This is a genomic window from Pseudodesulfovibrio indicus, from assembly GCF_001563225.1.
In the GTDB taxonomy this organism is placed as follows: domain Bacteria; phylum Desulfobacterota; class Desulfovibrionia; order Desulfovibrionales; family Desulfovibrionaceae; genus Pseudodesulfovibrio; species Pseudodesulfovibrio indicus.
Genome location: NZ_CP014206.1, coordinates 87,516 through 105,474, shown reverse-complemented (window position 1 = coordinate 105,474; position 17,959 = coordinate 87,516). Strand labels below are relative to the sequence as shown.

The 17,959-nt window shown below is 64.9% G+C and carries 19 protein-coding genes; 1 reads left to right on the top strand and 18 read right to left on the bottom strand.

The genetic code is table 11. The annotated features are described in order from the left end of the window. Nucleotides 1–16: 16 nt before the first annotated feature. The 8 genes from AWY79_RS00570 to AWY79_RS00535 form a co-directional block, all read right to left on the bottom strand. Entirely contained in the window at nucleotides 17–2,425 is a 2,409-nt protein-coding gene (locus tag AWY79_RS00570) for a Lon protease family protein (protein ID WP_066799082.1), read from the bottom strand. 171 nt (nucleotides 2,426–2,596) lie between these two features. Continuing rightward, a complete protein-coding gene (locus tag AWY79_RS00565; RefSeq protein ID WP_257721331.1) occupies nucleotides 2,597–3,190 on the bottom strand; it encodes an AbrB family transcriptional regulator in 594 nt (197 codons plus the stop codon). Then, a complete protein-coding gene (locus AWY79_RS00560; protein ID WP_066799079.1) occupies nucleotides 3,124–3,336 on the bottom strand; it encodes a hypothetical protein in 213 nt (70 codons plus the stop codon). The genes AWY79_RS00565 and AWY79_RS00560 overlap by 67 nt, the downstream gene beginning before the upstream one ends. After that, on the bottom strand, nucleotides 3,333–4,652 hold the full coding sequence (locus AWY79_RS00555) for an inorganic phosphate transporter (protein ID WP_066799077.1): 1,320 nt from the start codon (nucleotides 4,650–4,652) through the stop codon (nucleotides 3,333–3,335). Before AWY79_RS00555 ends, AWY79_RS00560 begins: the two co-directional genes overlap by 4 nt. Nucleotides 4,653–4,664: 12 nt before the next feature. Continuing rightward, nucleotides 4,665–5,315 carry a DUF47 domain-containing protein gene (locus tag AWY79_RS00550; protein ID WP_066799075.1) on the bottom strand — a complete coding sequence of 217 codons (651 nt, stop codon included), beginning with the start codon at nucleotides 5,313–5,315 and terminating at the stop codon, nucleotides 4,665–4,667. Between the two features lie 156 nt (nucleotides 5,316–5,471). After that, nucleotides 5,472–6,995 (bottom strand): SLC13 family permease, encoded by a 1,524-nt coding sequence (locus tag AWY79_RS00545; protein WP_233490965.1) that lies wholly within the window; start codon nucleotides 6,993–6,995, stop codon nucleotides 5,472–5,474. 147 nt (nucleotides 6,996–7,142) lie between these two features. Further along, nucleotides 7,143–7,778, bottom strand: a complete 636-nt coding sequence (locus tag AWY79_RS00540) for a hypothetical protein (RefSeq protein WP_066799071.1) — start codon at nucleotides 7,776–7,778, stop codon at nucleotides 7,143–7,145. 22 nt (nucleotides 7,779–7,800) lie between these two features. Then, nucleotides 7,801–8,265, bottom strand: coding sequence for a CYTH domain-containing protein (locus tag AWY79_RS00535; RefSeq protein WP_066799069.1), 465 nt, complete (start codon nucleotides 8,263–8,265; stop codon nucleotides 7,801–7,803). 139 nt (nucleotides 8,266–8,404) lie between these two features. Here AWY79_RS00535 and AWY79_RS00530 point away from each other — a divergent pair, with 139 nt between their 5' ends. After that, nucleotides 8,405–9,313 carry a LysR family transcriptional regulator gene (locus AWY79_RS00530; RefSeq protein ID WP_158509827.1) on the top strand — a complete coding sequence of 303 codons (909 nt, stop codon included), beginning with the start codon at nucleotides 8,405–8,407 and terminating at the stop codon, nucleotides 9,311–9,313. A 91-nt stretch (nucleotides 9,314–9,404) separates the two neighbouring features. Here AWY79_RS00530 and AWY79_RS00525 read toward each other — a convergent pair whose 3' ends face one another. From AWY79_RS00525 to AWY79_RS00480, 10 genes are all read right to left on the bottom strand, one after another. After that, nucleotides 9,405–10,742: a peptidoglycan-binding domain-containing protein gene (locus AWY79_RS00525; protein ID WP_066799065.1), complete on the bottom strand. Its 1,338-nt coding sequence runs from the start codon at nucleotides 10,740–10,742 to the stop codon at nucleotides 9,405–9,407. Nucleotides 10,743–10,752: 10 nt separating this feature from the next. Next, nucleotides 10,753–11,394: a hypothetical protein gene (locus AWY79_RS19540; RefSeq protein WP_066799063.1), complete on the bottom strand. Its 642-nt coding sequence runs from the start codon at nucleotides 11,392–11,394 to the stop codon at nucleotides 10,753–10,755. A 24-nt stretch (nucleotides 11,395–11,418) separates the two neighbouring features. Then, nucleotides 11,419–12,639 (bottom strand): peptidoglycan-binding domain-containing protein, encoded by a 1,221-nt coding sequence (locus AWY79_RS00515; protein WP_066799061.1) that lies wholly within the window; start codon nucleotides 12,637–12,639, stop codon nucleotides 11,419–11,421. A gap of 45 nt (nucleotides 12,640–12,684) precedes the next feature. Then, nucleotides 12,685–13,509: a hypothetical protein gene (locus AWY79_RS00510; protein ID WP_133987413.1), complete on the bottom strand. Its 825-nt coding sequence runs from the start codon at nucleotides 13,507–13,509 to the stop codon at nucleotides 12,685–12,687. Between the two features lie 55 nt (nucleotides 13,510–13,564). Beyond that, nucleotides 13,565–15,202: a TolB family protein gene (locus AWY79_RS00505; protein ID WP_066799057.1), complete on the bottom strand. Its 1,638-nt coding sequence runs from the start codon at nucleotides 15,200–15,202 to the stop codon at nucleotides 13,565–13,567. A gap of 155 nt (nucleotides 15,203–15,357) precedes the next feature. Further along, a complete protein-coding gene (fliQ, locus tag AWY79_RS00500) occupies nucleotides 15,358–15,627 on the bottom strand; it encodes a flagellar biosynthesis protein FliQ (protein WP_066799055.1) in 270 nt (89 codons plus the stop codon). A 37-nt stretch (nucleotides 15,628–15,664) separates the two neighbouring features. Continuing rightward, nucleotides 15,665–16,423 (bottom strand): flagellar type III secretion system pore protein FliP, encoded by a 759-nt coding sequence (gene fliP, locus AWY79_RS00495; protein WP_066799052.1) that lies wholly within the window; start codon nucleotides 16,421–16,423, stop codon nucleotides 15,665–15,667. Next, a complete protein-coding gene (gene fliO, locus AWY79_RS00490) occupies nucleotides 16,416–16,793 on the bottom strand; it encodes a flagellar biosynthetic protein FliO (RefSeq protein WP_078063541.1) in 378 nt (125 codons plus the stop codon). The genes fliP and fliO overlap by 8 nt, the downstream gene beginning before the upstream one ends. After that, entirely contained in the window at nucleotides 16,786–17,340 is a 555-nt protein-coding gene (gene fliN, locus AWY79_RS00485) for a flagellar motor switch protein FliN (protein ID WP_066799041.1), read from the bottom strand. Before fliN ends, fliO begins: the two co-directional genes overlap by 8 nt. Nucleotides 17,341–17,424: 84 nt before the next feature. Beyond that, nucleotides 17,425–17,925, bottom strand: coding sequence for a flagellar basal body-associated FliL family protein (locus AWY79_RS00480; protein WP_066799038.1), 501 nt, complete (start codon nucleotides 17,923–17,925; stop codon nucleotides 17,425–17,427). Between the last annotated feature and the right edge of the window lie 34 nt (nucleotides 17,926–17,959).

Sequence of the window (17,959 nt, the reverse complement as noted above, 5' to 3'; positions counted from 1 at the left end):
ACGGGGCGGATTCTCTCTACTTGCAGGACTTGGTGTCCACGGCCAGGCGGGCCAGTTCGGCCAGCCGCTGGTCCACCTTGCGGTACAGGGTGCCGAGCGGGTACTTGCCGTTCTTGCCCCGCGTGCCGCAGCGCAGGCCGGTGAGGATGAACATGGCCTCCTCGATGGTGGTCACCGGGAAGATGTGGAACTTGCCCTGGTCCACGGCCTCCACGATCTCGTCCTTGAGCATCAGGTTGACCACGTTGTCGGCGGGCAGGATCACGCCCTGGCGACCGGTCAGCTTGCGGCGGCGGCAGACCTCGAAGAACCCTTCGATCTTGCGGTTGACGCCGCCCACGGCCATGACCGCGCCGCTCTGCGAGACCGCGCCCGTCATGGCGTAGGACAGGTTGATGGGGGTGTCGGACAGGGCCGAGAGCAGGGAGGCCAGCTCCGCGCCCGAGGCCGAGTCGCCCTCGATGCCCGCGTAGGACTGCTCGAAGCAGAGCGATCCGGTGAGCACGATGGGCTTGTCCTGGGCGAACAGCCGCACCAGGTAGGACTTGATGATCATCATGCCCTTGGTGTGGATGGGGCCGCCCAGCTGCGCCTCGCGCTCCAGGTCCAGGATGCCGCCGTGGCCCACGCCGACGGTGCAGGAAATCTGGTGCGGCAAGCCGAACTCGTAGTCGCCGAACAGGGTCACGGACAGCCCGTTGGCCCGGCCGATGCCGTGGCCGTCGGTGTCCACCTTGATCACCTGCCGGTCGTAGTCCGCCATGAACTCCTCTTCATAGAGGTTCACGCGGTAGTCCTTGGCGCGGACCGCCTCGCGCATGGCGGCCTGGTCCACTGCGGTCTTTCCGGCCATGCGCGCCAGGGCCGAGGCCTCGATCATCCGTTCGCGGATCAGCGGGATGTACAGCGACAGCCGCTTCTGGTCCTCCACCAGGCGGGAGGCGAAGTCGATGAGCCCGGCCATGGCCTCGCGGGTCAGGGGCAGGACCCCGGCCTCGCGCGCGGTCTGGCCGATGATGGTCAGGTAGTTGCGGATGTTGGCCGCGGTCCGGTGGGCGGCGTGCTGGAGATGGGCCTTGAGCTTGAAATACTTGGCGAACCGGTCATCGTTGTAGAGCAGGATTTCGTAGTGCTCGTCCGTGCCGATGAGCACCACCTTGAGGTCCAGGTCGATGGGCTCGGGCTGGATGGTCCGGGCGCGGACCTGCTCCGGGTCCACCGGGTCCTCGATGCGCGACTGGCCGGAGCGGAGCGCGCGCAGTAGCCCCTCCCAGGAGCTGGGGTTGGACAGCAGGTCCTCGATGTTCAGGATCAGGAACCCGCCGTTGGCCTGGTGCAGGGACCCGGCCTTGATCAGCGTGAAATCCGTGTAAAGCGCGCCCATCTCGGCCTCGCGCTCGATGGAGCCGAGCAGGTTGAAGGCCGTGGGATGGTCCTCCACCACCACGGGCGCGCCCTTGGTCTTGCCGTTGTCCACGAACAGGTTGACCTCGAACCGGGTGAAGAAGTCCTCGCCCGTGGGCATGCCTTCGGGCATCAGCCCGGCCAGGGAATTGTCGCGCGGCATGAACTGGTCCACGTTGTCCACCACCTCGCCGACAAGGGCCTCGAAATAGGCGGGCAGCCCCTCGATGTCCTTGAACTTTTCGGCCACCGGGCTGAAGCATTCCTCCATCACGGCCTTGGCCGTCTCGCGGTGCAGGGCGGACTCGGAGTCGCGCATGTCCATCTCGTTCTGGTTGATCTGGCGCAGGATGGACCCCACCCCGGCCAGCAGCTCCTCGCCCTTGGCCTTGAGTTTCTTGCGCAGGGCGGGCTTGAGCTTGTCGAAGTCCTTGTCCGAGACCACCTCGCCGTCCACGATGGGCGATAAAGTCAGCACGCCCTCCTCGTCCAGGCTGAGGGAGAAGTTCTCCTTCTCGGCGGTGTCGTCCATCTTGTTGAACAGCTCTTCGCGCTTGGAGTTGAACTTCTTGACCAGCCGCTCGTGCTTTTTCTGGAAGGTGTCCTTTTCGAACCGGGCCGGGATGTCCTGGCGGATGTGGTTCATGGCCTTGGACTGGGCGGTTTTGAACTTGCGCCCCTTGCCCGCGGGCAGGGACACGGCGATGGGCTTGTCGGTGTCCTCGAAGTTGTAGAGGTAGACCCAGTCCGCCGGGGGCGCGGCCTTGGCCGCCGCAGGCTCCAGGAAGGACTTCACGAAATAGGTGCGGCCCATGTTCGGCTCGCCTGCCACGTACACGTTGTGCTCGTTGCCCCGAATCTTCAGCGCCAGGGACAGGGCGTGGATCGCCCTCGGCTGGAGCTTTGCGTAGATGTTGCGCGCCGGGATGTCGTCGCTGGTTGCATAGGGGATCGTGGCCGGGTCAATGGCCGCCCGCAGTTTGGAGCCGGGCAGCCCCTTGGGAAGAGTCGTCTTGGTCATTCAGTTCTCATGCTGGGTTGGTTTTTGGCGCGTCGTCGCCACCGTATGCCGAATCTAAGCGCTTTCGGGCCGCTTGTCACCATCGGGTTGCCGATGGAGAAAGCGCAAGCCCGCAAGGGCCGGCATGGATGTCCATACCGGCCCCTGCGGGTGAAAGGGAGGGCTGCGCGATCAGAGGAACATGCGGCTCAGGCGCATGATGGCCGGAGCCAGGAGGATGACCAGGATGACGCGGGTGATGTGGAAGGTCAGGACCAGGAAGATGTCCACGTTCAGGCCGCCCGCCATGCCGGTCATTGCGGTCATTGCGCCGGGGCTGGTGCTGATGAAGGCCGTGCCCGGGTCGATGCCCCAGAACTTGGTGAAGACGATGGCCATGACGCTGCCGAGGATGATCAGCAGCAGGGCCGAGGTCAGGATGGGGACGGCGTAGTGCCTGAGCTGCCCGAGCATGTCCACGGAGAAGCTCGACCCGACCGTGGCCCCGACCACGATCTGGATGAACAGCGACCACTGCCGGGGCAGGGCCAGTGGCAGGGCCAGGCAGAGCTTGAGGACGATGACGCCGAGCATGGCGCCGATGATGACGCTGCCGGGGATGTTCAGTCGGCTGGCGAGCAGCCCGCCCGCCAGGGCGGCCGCCATGATCAGCGCGAGATGGATGATTTGCTGCATTGTTTCCCACCGGGGGGCGGATGTTACCGCCGGTTGTTGTTGCCTTCGATACGGCAGGGTTTCTGTAGCCCCGGGGCCGCCGGTTGGCAACCTCCCGGTCCGGTCCAGGACAGGACCGGACCGGCGGAGACCGGTCCCGGCGGCGGGACGGCCCCGGCAAGGGGGGGCAGGGCCAGGGAGGCGAGCAGCACGAGGACCAGGAGCACGGCCGCGGTCCAGTAGGGGTGCAGGGTCATTGGATCGCCTCCCGCCCGGAGCCTGGCCCGGACGCGTGGTCCGTGCGGCCGGTCGCGTCGGCTCCCTCGTCGGAGGGCGGGGCCTCTTCCATCCGGGCGGCGTCGAGGATCAGCCGCACCTCGGCCTCGGCATAGCCGTGCGCCTGGTCCAGCCGGTCCTTGAACTCCCGCGCATTGGGGAAGGTCCGGCCCGCCAGGGGGGCCAGCCAGGAAACGTCCACGTCGCGGGACAGCGTTTGCACCGCGGCCTCGGTCAGCCGGTACCGCTCGGGGCGATAGGTCTGCTGCATGAACACGTTTTGCAGGAAGAACAGGGAGACGAAGCAGATGACGGCGGCCAGCACCGGGGTCACGGCCCAGCTGCTGCAGATGGCCCCAACCGTGCGCCAGCGGATGGCGCGCCCGCCCTTGAGCAGGCCGATGCCGATGACCGCGCCCACGATGGCCTGCGAGCTGGACACCGGGACCAGCGGGATGGCGGGCAGCCCTGCGGAAACGAAGGCGTCGCTCAGCCCCTGGGACGAGAAAATGGTCAGGACCAGGGAGTGGGAGACCACCACGATGAAGGCGGCCACCGGGGAGAGCTTCATGATCCCGCCGCCGCCCACGGTCATGATGACCTTTTTGGAATAGGTGAACACGCCCACGGCGATGGCCAGGCCGCCGAGGAAGAAGAGCTGCTGCGCGGCGGTCAGGGTGAACAGCCCGAAGAGGTTGATCTCCGAGAAGTCGGAGATGGGCACGAACACGCCCATGACCGTGGAGATGTTGTTGGCCCCCAGCGCGTAGGACCCGAATATCCCGGCCAGCAGCAGGCCCATGCGGGTCAGGTGGTCCTGGGTCAGCATGTGCGGCTTGAACCAGCCGAGGAACCGGCGGCAGAGGAGGTACAGGAGCATGGAGAAGAGCGCGGCCAGGATGGGGCAGAAGACCCAGGTGGACAGGATCTTGGTCAGCGCGCCGTAGTCGATGAGCGACCCGGAGAACAGGTTCCAGCCCACGATGGACCCGACGATGGTCTGGGAGGTGGACGCGGGATAGCTCGCCTTGGTCATCACGAACATGGTCACGGCCGAGGACAGGGCGACCATGAACGCCCCGGCCAGGGCGTTGATGGAGCCGAGCTTGCCCAGGGTCTGGGTGGCCCCGGACCCGCTGACCACGGAGCCGAGAATGACGAACACGCTGCACCAGACGGCGGCGGTGCGGAATCGGATCATCCGGGTGCCCACGGCGGTGCCGAACACGTTGGACATGTTGTTGGCGCCGAGGGACCAGCCCAGGAAGAGGCCGCTTGAGAAGAAGATGGATGTCATGGCCCGCGTCCCTTACAGCGAGCGCTTGATGACGTAGATGGCCAGTTTGTCGGCCACGTCCTCGGCTTTGTCCGCGATCTTGTCCAGGCCGCGCACGTAGTCGCGCAGCTGCATCTTGTGGCTCAGCCGCAGGGACGGCTCGCGGAAGATGTCCCGCTGCAGCCGGGAGACGATCTTGTCGCATTCGGTCTCCCAGAAGGAGACCTTGTGCATGTGGTTGGTTGTGGTGGACAGGTCCTTGAAGAAGGCCCGGGCCGAGAGCACGATGGCCTCGGCGGTCTTGACCACGTTGTCGCTCAGTTCGAGGATGGCGGCGTGGAACGGCTCCGGAACCTCCGGGGATTCGATCTCGATGCGCCAGAGCGCGCCCTTGAACCCGCCCAGCAGGTAATCCATGCTTTCGAGCAGCTCCAGCACGTCCCCGCGCGATTCCGGGATCAGGGTCTTGGAATACAGGGCGGTCTCGATGGTCCGGCGCAGCTCGTCGCCGCGGTGTTCCCTGAGGGTGATGTTGTCCAGCTTGGCCCGGAAACCCTCGGCGTCGCCCGCCAGGTAGGATTCGGTGCCGGACTTGAAGATCAGCCCGGCCTCGCTGATCTCGTTGAGGAATTCGTCTATCTGTCGTTCGATCTTGATGCTGGAGCGGAGGATGTTGATACCCATGATGCGGATCTCTGCGGTTGTTGGTTTTCGGCAATGACCGTCCGGTCCCGGCGTTGGGGGCCGGGAAGCGGGTTCACGGCCCCGGGGGCGGGGCCGTGAGGTGACAAGGAGGTCCGGCGCGGGGAGTGGGGTATCTCCCCGCACCGGAAAGGGGCGCTACCAGAGCTTGCTGTCGAACCCCATGAGGGGCATGACGTACTGCACCCAGGGGATCAGGCACAGCAGGACGACCGTTTGCATGACGATGCCGTACTTGAAGGATTCGAAGCTGGAGTAGTGGTTGGCGAGGTAGCAGATGGTTGCCGGTTTGCTGTTGAAGTAGAGGACGTAGACCTGGTTGATCAGGAAGGCCATGGGCAGCGCGAAGCCGAGCACGTTCCACCCGAAGTTCTGGGCGATGCCGATGATGATCGGGAAGAAGATCATGGTCCGCGCGGTCTTGCTCTGGCTGAGGATGGACGAGTAGTTGAACAGGACGGCGATGACCAGGAAGATCAGGAGCTTGCTGGGATCGCCGTTGAGGCCCATGGCGTCGAACAGGTTGTTGATGCCGATGCCGACGATGTTCGTGGCCTTGATGCCGCCGCCCAGGACGTAGGCGCCGAAGCTGAACATGAGCAGGTGCCACGGGATGTCGGTCTTGTTCCAGTCGATGACGCCGAGCTTGGGCAGCCCGGAGAAGGAGGGCAGCAGACAGATGCCCGCGCCGGTCAGGGCCACGGCGGTGGCGCTCAGCCCGTGCAGCTTGTCGGTGGCCCAGAAGCCGAGGACCAGGAGGAAGATGACGGCGGCCTTGATCTCGTTCAGGGTCACCGGCCCCATCTTTTCCAGTTCGACGCGAAGCCGCTCGAGCCCGCCCTCGATGGTCGGGTGGTTGTCTTCGCCGCGCACCGGGAAGACGAACTTCACGCCCAGGAACCAGCCCAGGGCGAGGACGATCAGCGCCAGGGGCGCCAGGGCCAGGAACCAGTCCATGTAGAATATCTGCGCGCCCGCCCCGGCCAGCATGCTGGCGGCCACCAGGTTGGCGGCGGAGCCGGTCATGTAGGCGCTGCACGACACGTTGATGCCGAGCAGGTTCTGGAGGACCAGGTTGCGCGAGAAGTTGTTGCGCGAGTCGCCGCCGGTGGCGCCGTAGATGGCGCCGATGACCATGAAGATGGGCATGAGCAGCGCGGCCTTGGCGGCGGTGGCGTTGATGAACGCGCCGAGCACGAGGTTGAGGATCAGGAAGGTCCAGAAGACCGGCGTGGCGTGGTGCCCGGCCTTGAGGATGAACTTCAGGGCCAGCCGCTTGGCCAGGCCGGTGGCCACCAGCATGCTGGCCAGGATGAAGCTGGCGATGTTCAGGATCATGACCGGGTGGCCGAAGAAGGCGTAGGCGGCCTTTTCCTTCATGATGCCGGAAAAGACCACGGCCAGGATAAGGAAGATGGAGGTCAGGTAGTTGGGGATGGCTTCCGATATCCAGAGGATGAGGGACGCGCCGAAGATTCCGAGCATGGTGTAGCAGCTCGCGGCGGGCACCTTGGTCTGGACCGCGAACGACTCGATTTCGAAGAATTGGAAGTGGAATACGCAGAAGAAGAGCACGGCCAACGGCACGCCGACCTTCTTGATCATCTCCATGATCGGCCCGGCGGGAAGCGTGGGCAGCTTCTCCAGCGTGTAGTTGCGCATGTCCAGAGGGTCGAAAGAGGCACTTTTGGGGACTGTGGTTGTCAGGGGGGCAGTCATGTCATTCTCCTATCCATCATCGGCGCCCGGAGCCCTCACCGGCTCCGGGCGGTATCTTTCGCACCGTGCCCGGAAGCACGAGTTTGACGTCTACACCATTCCGATGACGCTCTTTGCGGCTTTGAGGTAGTTTCTGTTCTCGAACGAACCGATTTCCAGTGCTTCGATGGCCTTGGACATGCCTTCATAGTCTTCGCTTTCGCAGCAGGCGGTCTCCAGGACCGCACCGTTGAATTCGATGACGCCGTATTCGCAGATGATCTTGTCCACGGAGAAGCCGAACCGCTTCTTGTACACGGACACCGCGGCCAGGCCGGGATGCGCTTCCACGATGGCGATGAAGTCTTCGAGGGTGTACTCGTCCTTGACCAGCTCCACCTCGGCCTTCATGTTTTCGAGAATGGTCGCGACTTCCGCCTTTCCCACAGGGAACTGGAACTTGCCGCGAGGCTGGAAAATCTCATAGCCGTTCTCGGTTTCGCCCACTTTCGTCTTGATGTCGAGCAGGCCGTCACGGACCTTGACGTTGGCCTCGTTGGTGAAGGCGGACAGGAAGTAGATCTCGCTGCTCTCGCGGACCTTGAAGAGCTTGGCCTGCGCCTTCCACATGGATTTCTTCACAATATCGAGGATGCCTTGGCCGAACACGCGGAATTCCGCGCGGGGGACGATCTTGGATGCCTCTTCGGCCGTGGTGGCCGTGTTGGCGGTATACACGTCAGTCATGCTGTTCTCCGGGTTATGGCGGTTACCAGGTGGTGTAGGGATTGGCGACGAGGTTGGAGTTGAAGTAGCGGGGGTCTCCGGTGACTTCCTCTCCGACCCAGGAGGGCTTCTCGAAGGACTGGTCCTCGCTCGGAAGCTCGATCTCGGCGACCACGAGGCCCTTGTTCACGCCGAAGAACTCGTCCACTTCCCAGATGAACCCGCCGAATTCGATCTTGTAGCGGGCCTTCTCGATGATCGGCTTCTCGGCCAGGTCGTCGAGCATCTCGGTGCACTCGGCGTGGGGGATCTCGTATTCGTATTCCACGCGGGTCGCGCCCGTGGTGATGCCCTTGATGGTCAGGAACCCCTTGTCGTCGATGGTCCGCACGCGGACGGTGCGCTCCTTGGCGCTGTTCAGGTAGCCCTGGCGGTAGTGGGTGCCCTTTGCCAGTTCGCGCCAGTCGTCGCCGACCAGCAGGAACTTGCGTTCGATCTCTTTAGCCATTGTTTTCTCCAGTAAAGGTTTCGGGATGCGGTTGGTTGTTCAACAATGGACTTTCAATACGACGGGCTTTATGATAAAAACAAATAATATCTAAACATAATTATTATGACTTGAAGTTATGAATGAAACGTCACTGAAAGTGTTTATGGCCGTGTGCGAGACCGGCAGCTTCACCAAGGCCGCCAGCGAACTGTTCATCACCCAGCCCGCGGTCAGCCGCCACGTGCAGGGGTTGGAGCATCTCTATGGGGTGGAGCTGTTCGAACGCAGGGGAAGGCGCATCGTGCTGACCGCCAACGGGGAGATCCTGCGGGCCAAGGCGCGGGAGCTGTTCGCCCTGCACGCCGAGGTGGAGTCCCTGTTCGACGAGATCGTGGAGCTCAAGCGGGGGCGGATCTCCATCGCGGCCTCGGCGAGCATCGCCACCTATATCCTGCCCCCGGCCATCGCGGCCTTCCGCAAGCAGTTTCCGGGCGTGACCATCGAGCAGCTGTCGGGCAACACCCACGCGGTCAAGCAACTGGTCGGCAGCGGCGAGGCGGACATCGGCTTCGGCGGCGCGGCGGGCGTGGAGACGCGGCAGCTCATCCGCACCCTGGTCCACCGCGAGCGGTTGGAGATCGTGGCCCGGACGGACAGCGCCATCAGCCGCAAGAAGGTGGTCACCCCGGAGGACATGCTGGAGTACGATTTCGTGTGGCGCGAGAAGGGGACCCAGACGCGCCTCTACGTGCGCGAGCTGTTCAAGAACACGCCGCTGCAAGAGCCGGGCGTGGTGGTCCAGCGAGTGGCCACGGCCAAGCGGTTCGCCCAGGTGGAGGGGTATCTTACGGCCCTGCCCTATTCGGCGGTGAAGCGGGAGGTGGAGGACGGCAGGCTGGCCATCCTCAACGTGCCGGGGTTCGACTTCACCATGGACTTCAACGCCTTTGTCAGCGCGGGGCGCAGGCTGGGCACGGCGGCCCAGGCGTTTCTGCAGCACCTCCTGAACCGGGAGGACTTCACCCACTCGCGCAACCTGCGAAAGCTCCTTCAGATGGGCGAATAGGCCCCGCCGGTCCGACGGCATCCCTCCCGCCGGAGGACAAGAAAAGGGCGGCCCCTCGAGGGCCGCCCTTGGTTTTCGTTCGGGTTCCGGGCTAGAGGCCGGTGCCCTGGAACAGCGCCTTCTGGAGGCCCAGGGACCACTGGCCCTTGGGGAATCCGTGCTGCACGGCGAAGTGGTCCAGGGACCGCTTGGTCATGGGGCCGAAGGTCTTGTCGATGGTACCCTTGTAAATGCCCAACTCCTTGAGCCGGTTCTGGATCAGCTCCACGTCGTCGGGGAACACCGGGTTGAGGAACGCCAGGCCGCGTTCCAGGGGACCGGGACCGGCGGCTGCCGGAGCAGGAGGTGAAGCCGGTGGCTGCGCGGTCGGTTCCGCGTAGTTGTACACCGGGTGCGGCTCCGGGGCGGCCTGGGGAGCGGGCTGCGGGGCCGGTTGCGGCGCGTAGGCCGGGGCCGGTGCGGGCTTGGGAGCGGGCTGCGGCGCATAGGCCGGGGCCGGCGGAGGCGGTGCGTTGAAGGTCGGCGCGGGCGCTTCCTCGACCACCATGGGGGCGGGCTTGGGAGCGGCGGCCTGGCGGTCGCCCGAGGGCTTGGAGTCCCAGCGGGCCACCTGGACCCGTTCGCGTTCCGAGGCGGGCACGCCCATGCCCGGGGTGTAGTAGTAGTTGATGTAGAAGTGGTCGCGGATGCTGGTGGGTGAGAACCGGGCGGCGAACATGTGCACGCGCCAGCCCTGGTAGTCCATGATCCGCTCCTTCTCCTTGGCCGTGTTGTCCCGCTCGGTGCGGGCGGTCTTGCGGGTGTTGACGATGGCCTCGAACTGGGAGTCGGGCGCGATGCGGTTCTTGACGAAGGTCAGGACCATGTACGCGCCCTTGGGGGCCTCCTCCTTGGGCGGAAGGTAGGCGTTCTCCCTGGCCACCTTGTAGAGGGCCCCCCAGTCGTTGACCACGTCGTAGGGGACGTTCATGAAGGTGTCCATGGGGACCATGTAGACCTCCACGAACACCGTGGGCGGGGAGGCCGTGGCCGTGGCCACCTGGTTGATGGTGATGCGGGTCCCGTTGACCGAGTACTTGGCCCCGAACTGGAGGGCCACGATGCGGCCGTTGGGGTCGGCCAGGTTGATGACCCCGGCCACTTCCGCGTCGTACACGGAGCCGGTGCCGAAGTTGGTGTAGGTCACCAGGGCGATTCTGCCCGCCTGGAAGGCGGAGTAGAAGTTGTTGGCCACGCCCTCGATGCCGTTCTCGGCTCCGGGGGCGAAACCGATATTGGCCAGGCCGGGCTGGCCCGTGGCGCGGCTGGCTATGGCGAAGGCCACGTCGCGCGCGTCCTGGGGCCACTGGTTTTCGGCGGCCGCAGCGGGCGCGGCCGAGGCCAGGAGCAGGGTCAGCGACAGAAGGAGCGTGAGAATGGGTGTGCGCATGTCGTGATCCTTATTGCAGGAAGTTGTTGTCGTGCAACGGGGCGGGGCCGCCGCCGGGTTGGTAGGAGTTCAGCTCCGGGATTTCCGGGCCGGGCATCTGGAGGTTGGACCCCATGTTGCCCATCAGGGCCTTCTGGTAGTCCTTCTTGGCCTTGTCCAGCTTGGCCTTGGTCTCCTTGGTGAAGGTATACACGCCGTGCGCCCCCTCCACGATCTTGATCGTGGCCAGCAGCTGGGGATTGGAGGCCAGGACCATGTCGAGCACCTTGTCCTTGAGCTGGTCCTTGACCATGTCGGCCACGAACTGCGCGCCGGGGGAGTTCCAGGGCGAGTCGTTGGGGGTGGGCTGGTTCGTGGGTTTGCCGTCCGGGGAGTAGTAACCGCCCCAGTGCCCGTTGGGCGGTTCCAGGGGCACGCCCTCGGGACCGACCTCGCCGGGATAGTTGTCGAACCCGCCGGGGACATTCTGATAATCGGGACCGCCGCCACCGCCGGTGGAGTTGCCGATGGAGCCGCCGCCACCGCCGCCTCCCCCGCCACCGCCGCCACCGCCGTAGGCCAGGGCCGAGGCGGGCAGCAGCAGGCAGGCGCAGAAGGTGAGGAGCAGCAGCGCGCCGCTATGCGTCTTCCGGGATGCTTGGTGTCTGTTCACGTTCTTTCTCCTTCGGGAGCCGGATTATTGCCCGGTGCCCTGGAACAGCGCCTTCTGGACGCCCATGCTCCACTGGCCCTTGGGCAGCCCGTGCTGCTGGTTGAAGGCGTCGAGCGCCTTGCGGGTCAGTGGACCGAAGTCGCGGTCGATCTTGCCGGTGTACAGGCCGAGGTCCTTGAGGCGGATCTGGATGATCTCCACGTCCGCGGGGAAGACCGGGTTCAGGTACTGCTGGCCGAGCGCCAGGGGGCCTTCGCCGGACTGGGCCGGGGCCGGGGCCTGGGTGGCGGGTGCGGTCTGCGTCGCTGCGGGCGCGGCCTGGGCGGCTGCGGCCTGCGGGTTGTACTCGCGCTTGGTGTTGTGGAACTCGCCGACCACGACCTCGGGCAGATAGCCGCCCGCGTCCTGCTTGTAGTTGACGCCCACGTAGAACTTGTAGCGCGAGGAGCCGGGGGCGAACTTGCCGCCCGCGATCAGGATGCGCCAGCCGGAGTCGTTGATGGAGATGGCGTCCGCCAGGGTCTTGCCCGCGCCGAACGGCTTTTCCGTGACCTTCATGTTCAGGGACGCCTCCTCGTAGATGCGGTCCTTGCAGAAGGTCATGATGTAGTAGTTGCCGGTCAGGCCGGTCTTGCTCTCGCCCTCGCCGTAGCTCATGGGCTCGGCGTTCTCGATGGCGAACAGGTAGTAGTCCGTGTAGTTGAGCAGGGAGGAGGCCGCGGCCTTGAACTTGTCCTCGGGGATGAAGAAGGTCTCGACCCTGGGGAAGTCCGGCGGAATGCCCGCCACCACGGACTTGGTGATGTTGATGTGTCCCTGGGTGACGATGTACTGAGTGCAGAAGTAGACGCCGGTGCGGCGGTTGATGATGTCCTTGAACAGGATCACGCCTTCGAGCATGGCCTGGATCTTGCCCGGCGCGAGCTCGGCGGTGATGTAGCCGGTCACGCCCACGTTCTTGACGTCGAACCCGTCGTAGTTGAATTCGAGCTCGCCCACGGCGTGCTGGCCGTTGGGGTCGAGGGTGACGTTGTCCACGCTGATGCGGCCGCCGCGCAGCCGTTCGATGAGGGCGGCGGAGACCAGCTTGATGTCGTCGAGTTTCTGTGCGGGCGCCGGGGGCACCACCTGGGGCGTCGGGACCACCTTGGGCGGCGGCGGGGTCAGGGTCGTGGTGGACGCGACGCAGCCCGCCAGGATCAGCCCGCACAGGAGCGGAAGCAGGGAAAGGTTGTATTTGCGCATGGGTAGTATCGCCTTCTGTTGCTGGTATCGGTTCGGGGCCGGGGGCTAGAGCTGCGGGGTGCCGCCAGCGATGGGCGACGCCGGGGCCGACGACATGGGGTCGTAGGCCGGGTCCGGGGTGAAGCTCGGCTGCTGGGCCATGTTCGGCGCGCTGACGTAGTCCGCCAATTTCTCCATGGCCTTGCTCAGTCCCTTTTCCGTGCCGTAATCCATGGCCTTGCCGATGCCGTACCGCCCCATGGCGCGGGTGACGACGCCCACGGCGCGGGTCTTGACCTGCTGGCTCACGGCGTTGCGCGCCAGGTTGATGCCCGCCTTGGCGGTGTTGAACGCCTTATTCGCGTCGATGGCGGACATCTGGCCTGCCAGGGCCGAGGCCCCGCCGCCGATGACGATGCCCTTGGCGATGTCGGCCCCGCTCAGGCCGTCGCGGTAGGCGTTGGCCCCGCCGCGCGCCGCGCCCAGGGTGACCGAAGTGACCCAGCCCACGCCGGGCACGAAGGACAGCCCTTCCTGGGAGATCTCACCCATCTTGTCCAGAATCTCCAGCGTCTTGACGCAGGCGTCCAGCATCTCGGCCTCGCTTTGCGCCTCATTGGAATACTGTTCGAGAAATACCTGGCGCACGGTCAGCAGGTCCCGTTTGGAGATGGTGGACCCGGAAAAGGCCTCGACCATGGTGTTGTGCTCCGCCGGGGAGAGGTCCTTGAATATCTCGGCCACCTCGGCCCTGGTCCAGGGGTCCATCTGCGGTTTGGAGGTATCGCTTTCAAAGGCTCCTCCTCCGCCGCCACCGCCGCCGTAGGCCGCAGCCAGGGCGGGGGTCAGTAACAGGCCCAGCGCGAGCAGGCCCGCCAGCATTGTCCGCATTCCTCTACGTTTGCATACCATGTCGATCTCCTTGAAATGAATAAAGCGGTTCCCTCTATCTGCCGTCTGTCGCAATGGACTGGCCGACCGCCCCATCCGGGTCGGCAAGGTCCATGTACTTCTGCTTGATGCCCGCTGCGGGCGGCACGAATTCGGGGACCATGGCCGCCAGCTCCGGGTGGCTCAGCCGAAAGAGCCGGAGCGGGGGGCTGGATTCCCCGTTGTCGTCGATGTGGGTCAGGTAAATCTCGGTGAAGGGCGAGTTGCCCTTGGAGGCGAAGCACAGCCATTTGGAGTTGGGCGACCAGGAGTGCCACGAGTTCATCAGTCCCGTGTTGGCCCTCAGCGGACGCGGTTCGCCGCCCTCGGCGGGGACGATGACCAGCCGCGAGTCGGGCTGGAGCACCAGGCCGGTGGCGCACTGGGTGAAGACCAGCCATTTGCCGTCCGGGGAATAACGCGGGAAGAAGTTGCTCCTGCCGTTGGCCGAGGCTCCCTTGATCGGCTCGGGGCTGCCGCCCTTGCCTCCGTTGAACGGCACGGACCACAGGTCGAACTGCATTGGGTACTTCTCGTCCGCATCCAGGATGTTCTGCCTGGGGTCTTCCCTGATCAGCCTGCCCGCCTCGATGTCCGCAACCAGCTCCGGTTTGACCGTGGCGCGGGCAAAGGCCACGCGCGCGCCGTCCGGGGTGAAGGAAGGGTTGGTCTGGATGTAGGCCGTATCGTCGGCTCCGGGCAGGGGGACGACCTTGCCGGTCTTCCGGTCGCGGATGGCGATCTGTCCGGTTGCCGGGTAGAACATCTGCGAGAAATAGAGGTCGTCGAGCATGATGAAGGCCGAGGTTTCGCCCACGGTGGAGGCCGCGTATCGCCCGTCCGGGGAGAAGGAGGTGAACAGGCCCATGCTGTACTTGGCGGGCTTGGGCGGGGGATAGTCGTTCCAGGAGACCACGTCGCGGTCGCGGACCGTGACCTTCTCGCCCACGTCCATCAGGGCGTAGCCGCCCTTGTCGCCCTTGTAGTCCATGTCCATGCCGTAGGTGGACCCGTCCTGGGAGTACGCGTGGCAGTTGAAGCAGATGGGCAGGTCCTGCATGACCACGCGCGGTTTGCCGTGCTCCGCGAGGTCGCCGACCACCATTTGGCTGTCGAAGGGATTGTCCTTGGCGACACGGAAGGGCAGCCGCTTGCGCAGGAAGGCGATGTCCGCCCCGGCGGGGTCCGGGGACACGGCGAAGGAGGTCCGGGCGGACGAGACGAGCAGTCCGTAGGCCACGCCTTCCACCGCGACCTCGATGGGCCTGTCGCCCGCGCCTTCCTTGATCCGCGCCCACAGGGCCGGGTCGGGAGCCCAGGAGGATTCGTCCACGATGCCCCGGCACACGGGCCGGCCGTCCACGCTCAGGCTGATCAGCCAGGCCGGTGCCGCCGGGTCTTCCCAGCGCAGGATGGGCGAGGCCGCGTCCGACGGGACCAGCGCGCCGTCCGCCGGATCGAGCATCTTGATTTCGGTCCGTTCGCCCGCCGGAGCCAACCCGCCCACATAGGCGGACAGGGAGGTGCCCGGAGGCAGCTGGATCGAGGGGGTGCGGAAGAGCGGGTAGGCTCCGGCCGAAAGGGGGGCGGACAGGATCAGCCAAGCCGCCAGGGCCAGGAGGGCGGCGGGCTTCGGGAGGTTTGCAAACGTCATATTCAGACCTGGTATATCGTTGTTTGTATTTATTGATGTTGCTTAATACGAGATTACGTCTCCACTGTACTTTTGGCAAGAAATAAGCGGCAAGCTATACCCGCGGAAGCGGATTCGGCGGCCGGGCGGGGGCGTGCGCAAAGACCCGGGCGGGCCTAGCGGATGTAATTGGGCAGATTGAGGAAGAGATTCGTGGTATAGGACGTCATCTTGTCCATTATCCACGGGAAGGCGATGAGCAGCGCCAGGAAGATGGCGATGATCTTGGGCACCATGGTCAGGGTCATCTCCTGGATCTGGGTGGCGGCCTGGAGGATGGAGATGAAGATGCCAACGGCCATGCCGATGCCGAGCATGGGCAGGGCGATGATCAGGGTCATTTCAATGGCTTGTCGTGCAAAGCCGACGACGAATTCAGGTGTCATTGGACGCAGCTCTCCCCGGGTAACACAGTGCGCATGGTCACTGGAAGGTGTTGACCAGTGAACCCACCAGCAGGTTCCAGCCGTCGATGAGGATGAAGAGGAGAATCTTGAACGGCAGCGAGATCATGACCGGCGGCAGCATCATCATGCCCATGGCCAGCAGGATGGACGCCACCACCATGTCCAGGATGAGGAACGGGATGTAGATCAGGAAGCCGATGGTGAAGCCGGTCTTTAGCTCGGAGATGGTGTAGGCCGCCACCAGCATGATGGTCGAGACCTCCTCCTTGTTCTCCGGGCGCGGTTCCTTGGTGATGGAATAGAAGATCGACAGGTCCTTCTCGCGGGTGTGCTTGAACATGAACTCGCGGATGGGGACCTGGGCGCGGTCCAGCGCCTCGGTGAAATTGATGGACTCGTTCATGTACGGCTGAAGCGCCGTCTCGTTGATCGTCTTGCCCACCGGGTACATGATGACCAGAGTCATGAAGATGGCCAGGGCCGCCAGGATCTGGTTGGGCGGCATCTGCTGCGTGCCCATGGCCTGGCGGATGAAGTGGAAGACGATGATGATCCGGGTGAAGGAGGTCATGGTCAGCATGATCGCCGGGGCCATGGACAGGACGGTCAGCATGAAGAGGATCTCCAGCAGTGTGGAGACCTCCTGCGGATCGGCCTGGCCCGCGGCCAGCTCCATGGTCAGCTTGGGAATGGTCGGCCCCTGGGCCAGGGCAAGGCCCGGCAGGAACAGCGCGGCCGCGAGCGCGGCCAGGGCCAGGGGAATCCACCTACGCATCGTCCGACCCCTTCTTCAACACGGCGGCGAAGCTCTTGCGTTCGGGCCGCTCCTCTTCCGGGGCGGCTTCGCTCTCGGAGAGCAGGGTGATGGCGTGTTCGGTGACCCCGAGCAGCAGGTCGCGGTCGCGGTAGCGGACCACGGCCACGGACTGCCGGTTGCCGAGCATCAGCCGGTTGCGCAGCCTGGGGCCGTCCTTGCCGGTGGTCAGCGCGCCGGGCACGCCGTACCGCCGGAGCAGCCAGTAGGCGAGGAAGATGACGCCGAGCAGCAGGCAAAGGTAGCCTGCGGTGGTCAGGAAGGTGGTTCCCGAATCCACCGCGGGAAGCGGCATGGGCGCCGGGGTGGAGACCGTGGCGGTGCTATCCAAGTTGCTTCACCCGCTCGATGGGGCTGATGATGTCGGTCAGGCGGATGCCGAATTTCTCGTTGATGACCACGGCCTCGCCGCGCGCCACGAGCTTTCCGTTGACGTAGATTTCCAGCGGTTCGCCGGCCAGCTTGTTCAGCTCGACCACGGAACCCTGGCCCAGCTGGAGCAGCTCGTTGATGAGCAGCTTGGTGCGGCCCAGCTCTGCCGAGACCTCCAGGGGAATGTCCAGGATGAAGTCCAGATCGCGTTTGCCCGAAGAGCTTCCGGCCTTGGCGTCCGGCCCCATGTCGGCCAGTTCGTAGTCGTGGGTCTGGGTGGAGAGGAACGCCTGTTCCTTCTCGTGCTTGACCTCGTCCTGCTCGGTCTCGGCCAGAGCAGCGGCCCATTCGTCGGCCAGGGACTCGTCGTCGTTCCCCAGCTCGGCGCTGCCCGCCATGGACGGGTCGGTCACGTCTTCGAGCCCCCCCAGGGGATCGTCGCTGTCGCCGCTTTCCAGGAGGGCGTCCGCCCATTCCTGCGCAAGTTTGTCCTGATCGTCAGCCATGTCGCTTACCTCGCAAAATTCTGTTGTCTGCGGACGGGCCGTCAAAAACCGGGACGGTCCGGACCGTAGGCTGCAAGAAGCGTGCTACTGGATGACCATTTCCGTGATGTAGACCCGGAGCACACCGCCGTTCCCGATGATCTGATTGAGCCTGTCCGCTATCTCCTGCTTCAGCTCGACCTTGGCCTGCATGGTGGACAGGCCGTCGTAGCTCTTGCTGGAAAGCAGCAGGAGCAGGGTGTCCTTGATCTTGGCCTCGTACTTGGCCAGGGCCGCCTGGGCCTCCTCGTCGCGGACTTCGACCTCCACGCCGAGCTTCAGGTAGCGCCGCCCCAGCGGGTCCGCCAGGTTAACCAGGAACGTGGGCAGCGGCACGAGCTGCCCCTCCAGACTCTCGGCGGGCTTGCCCGCGTCGCCTCCGGCGTCCTGGGTGGCCGCCGCGTCTTCGGGAGGCGCGGCAAAAAACATCTTGTAGCCGAACCAGCCGCCCACGCCGAGGGCGATGAGCACCACGGCGATGATGATCCACTTGAGCAGTCCGCCCTTTTTCTTCCCTTCTTCCTGGGTCAGTTCGTCTTGAGCCATGGCCGACACCTTTTCTGCTGGTTGTTCTCGGTCC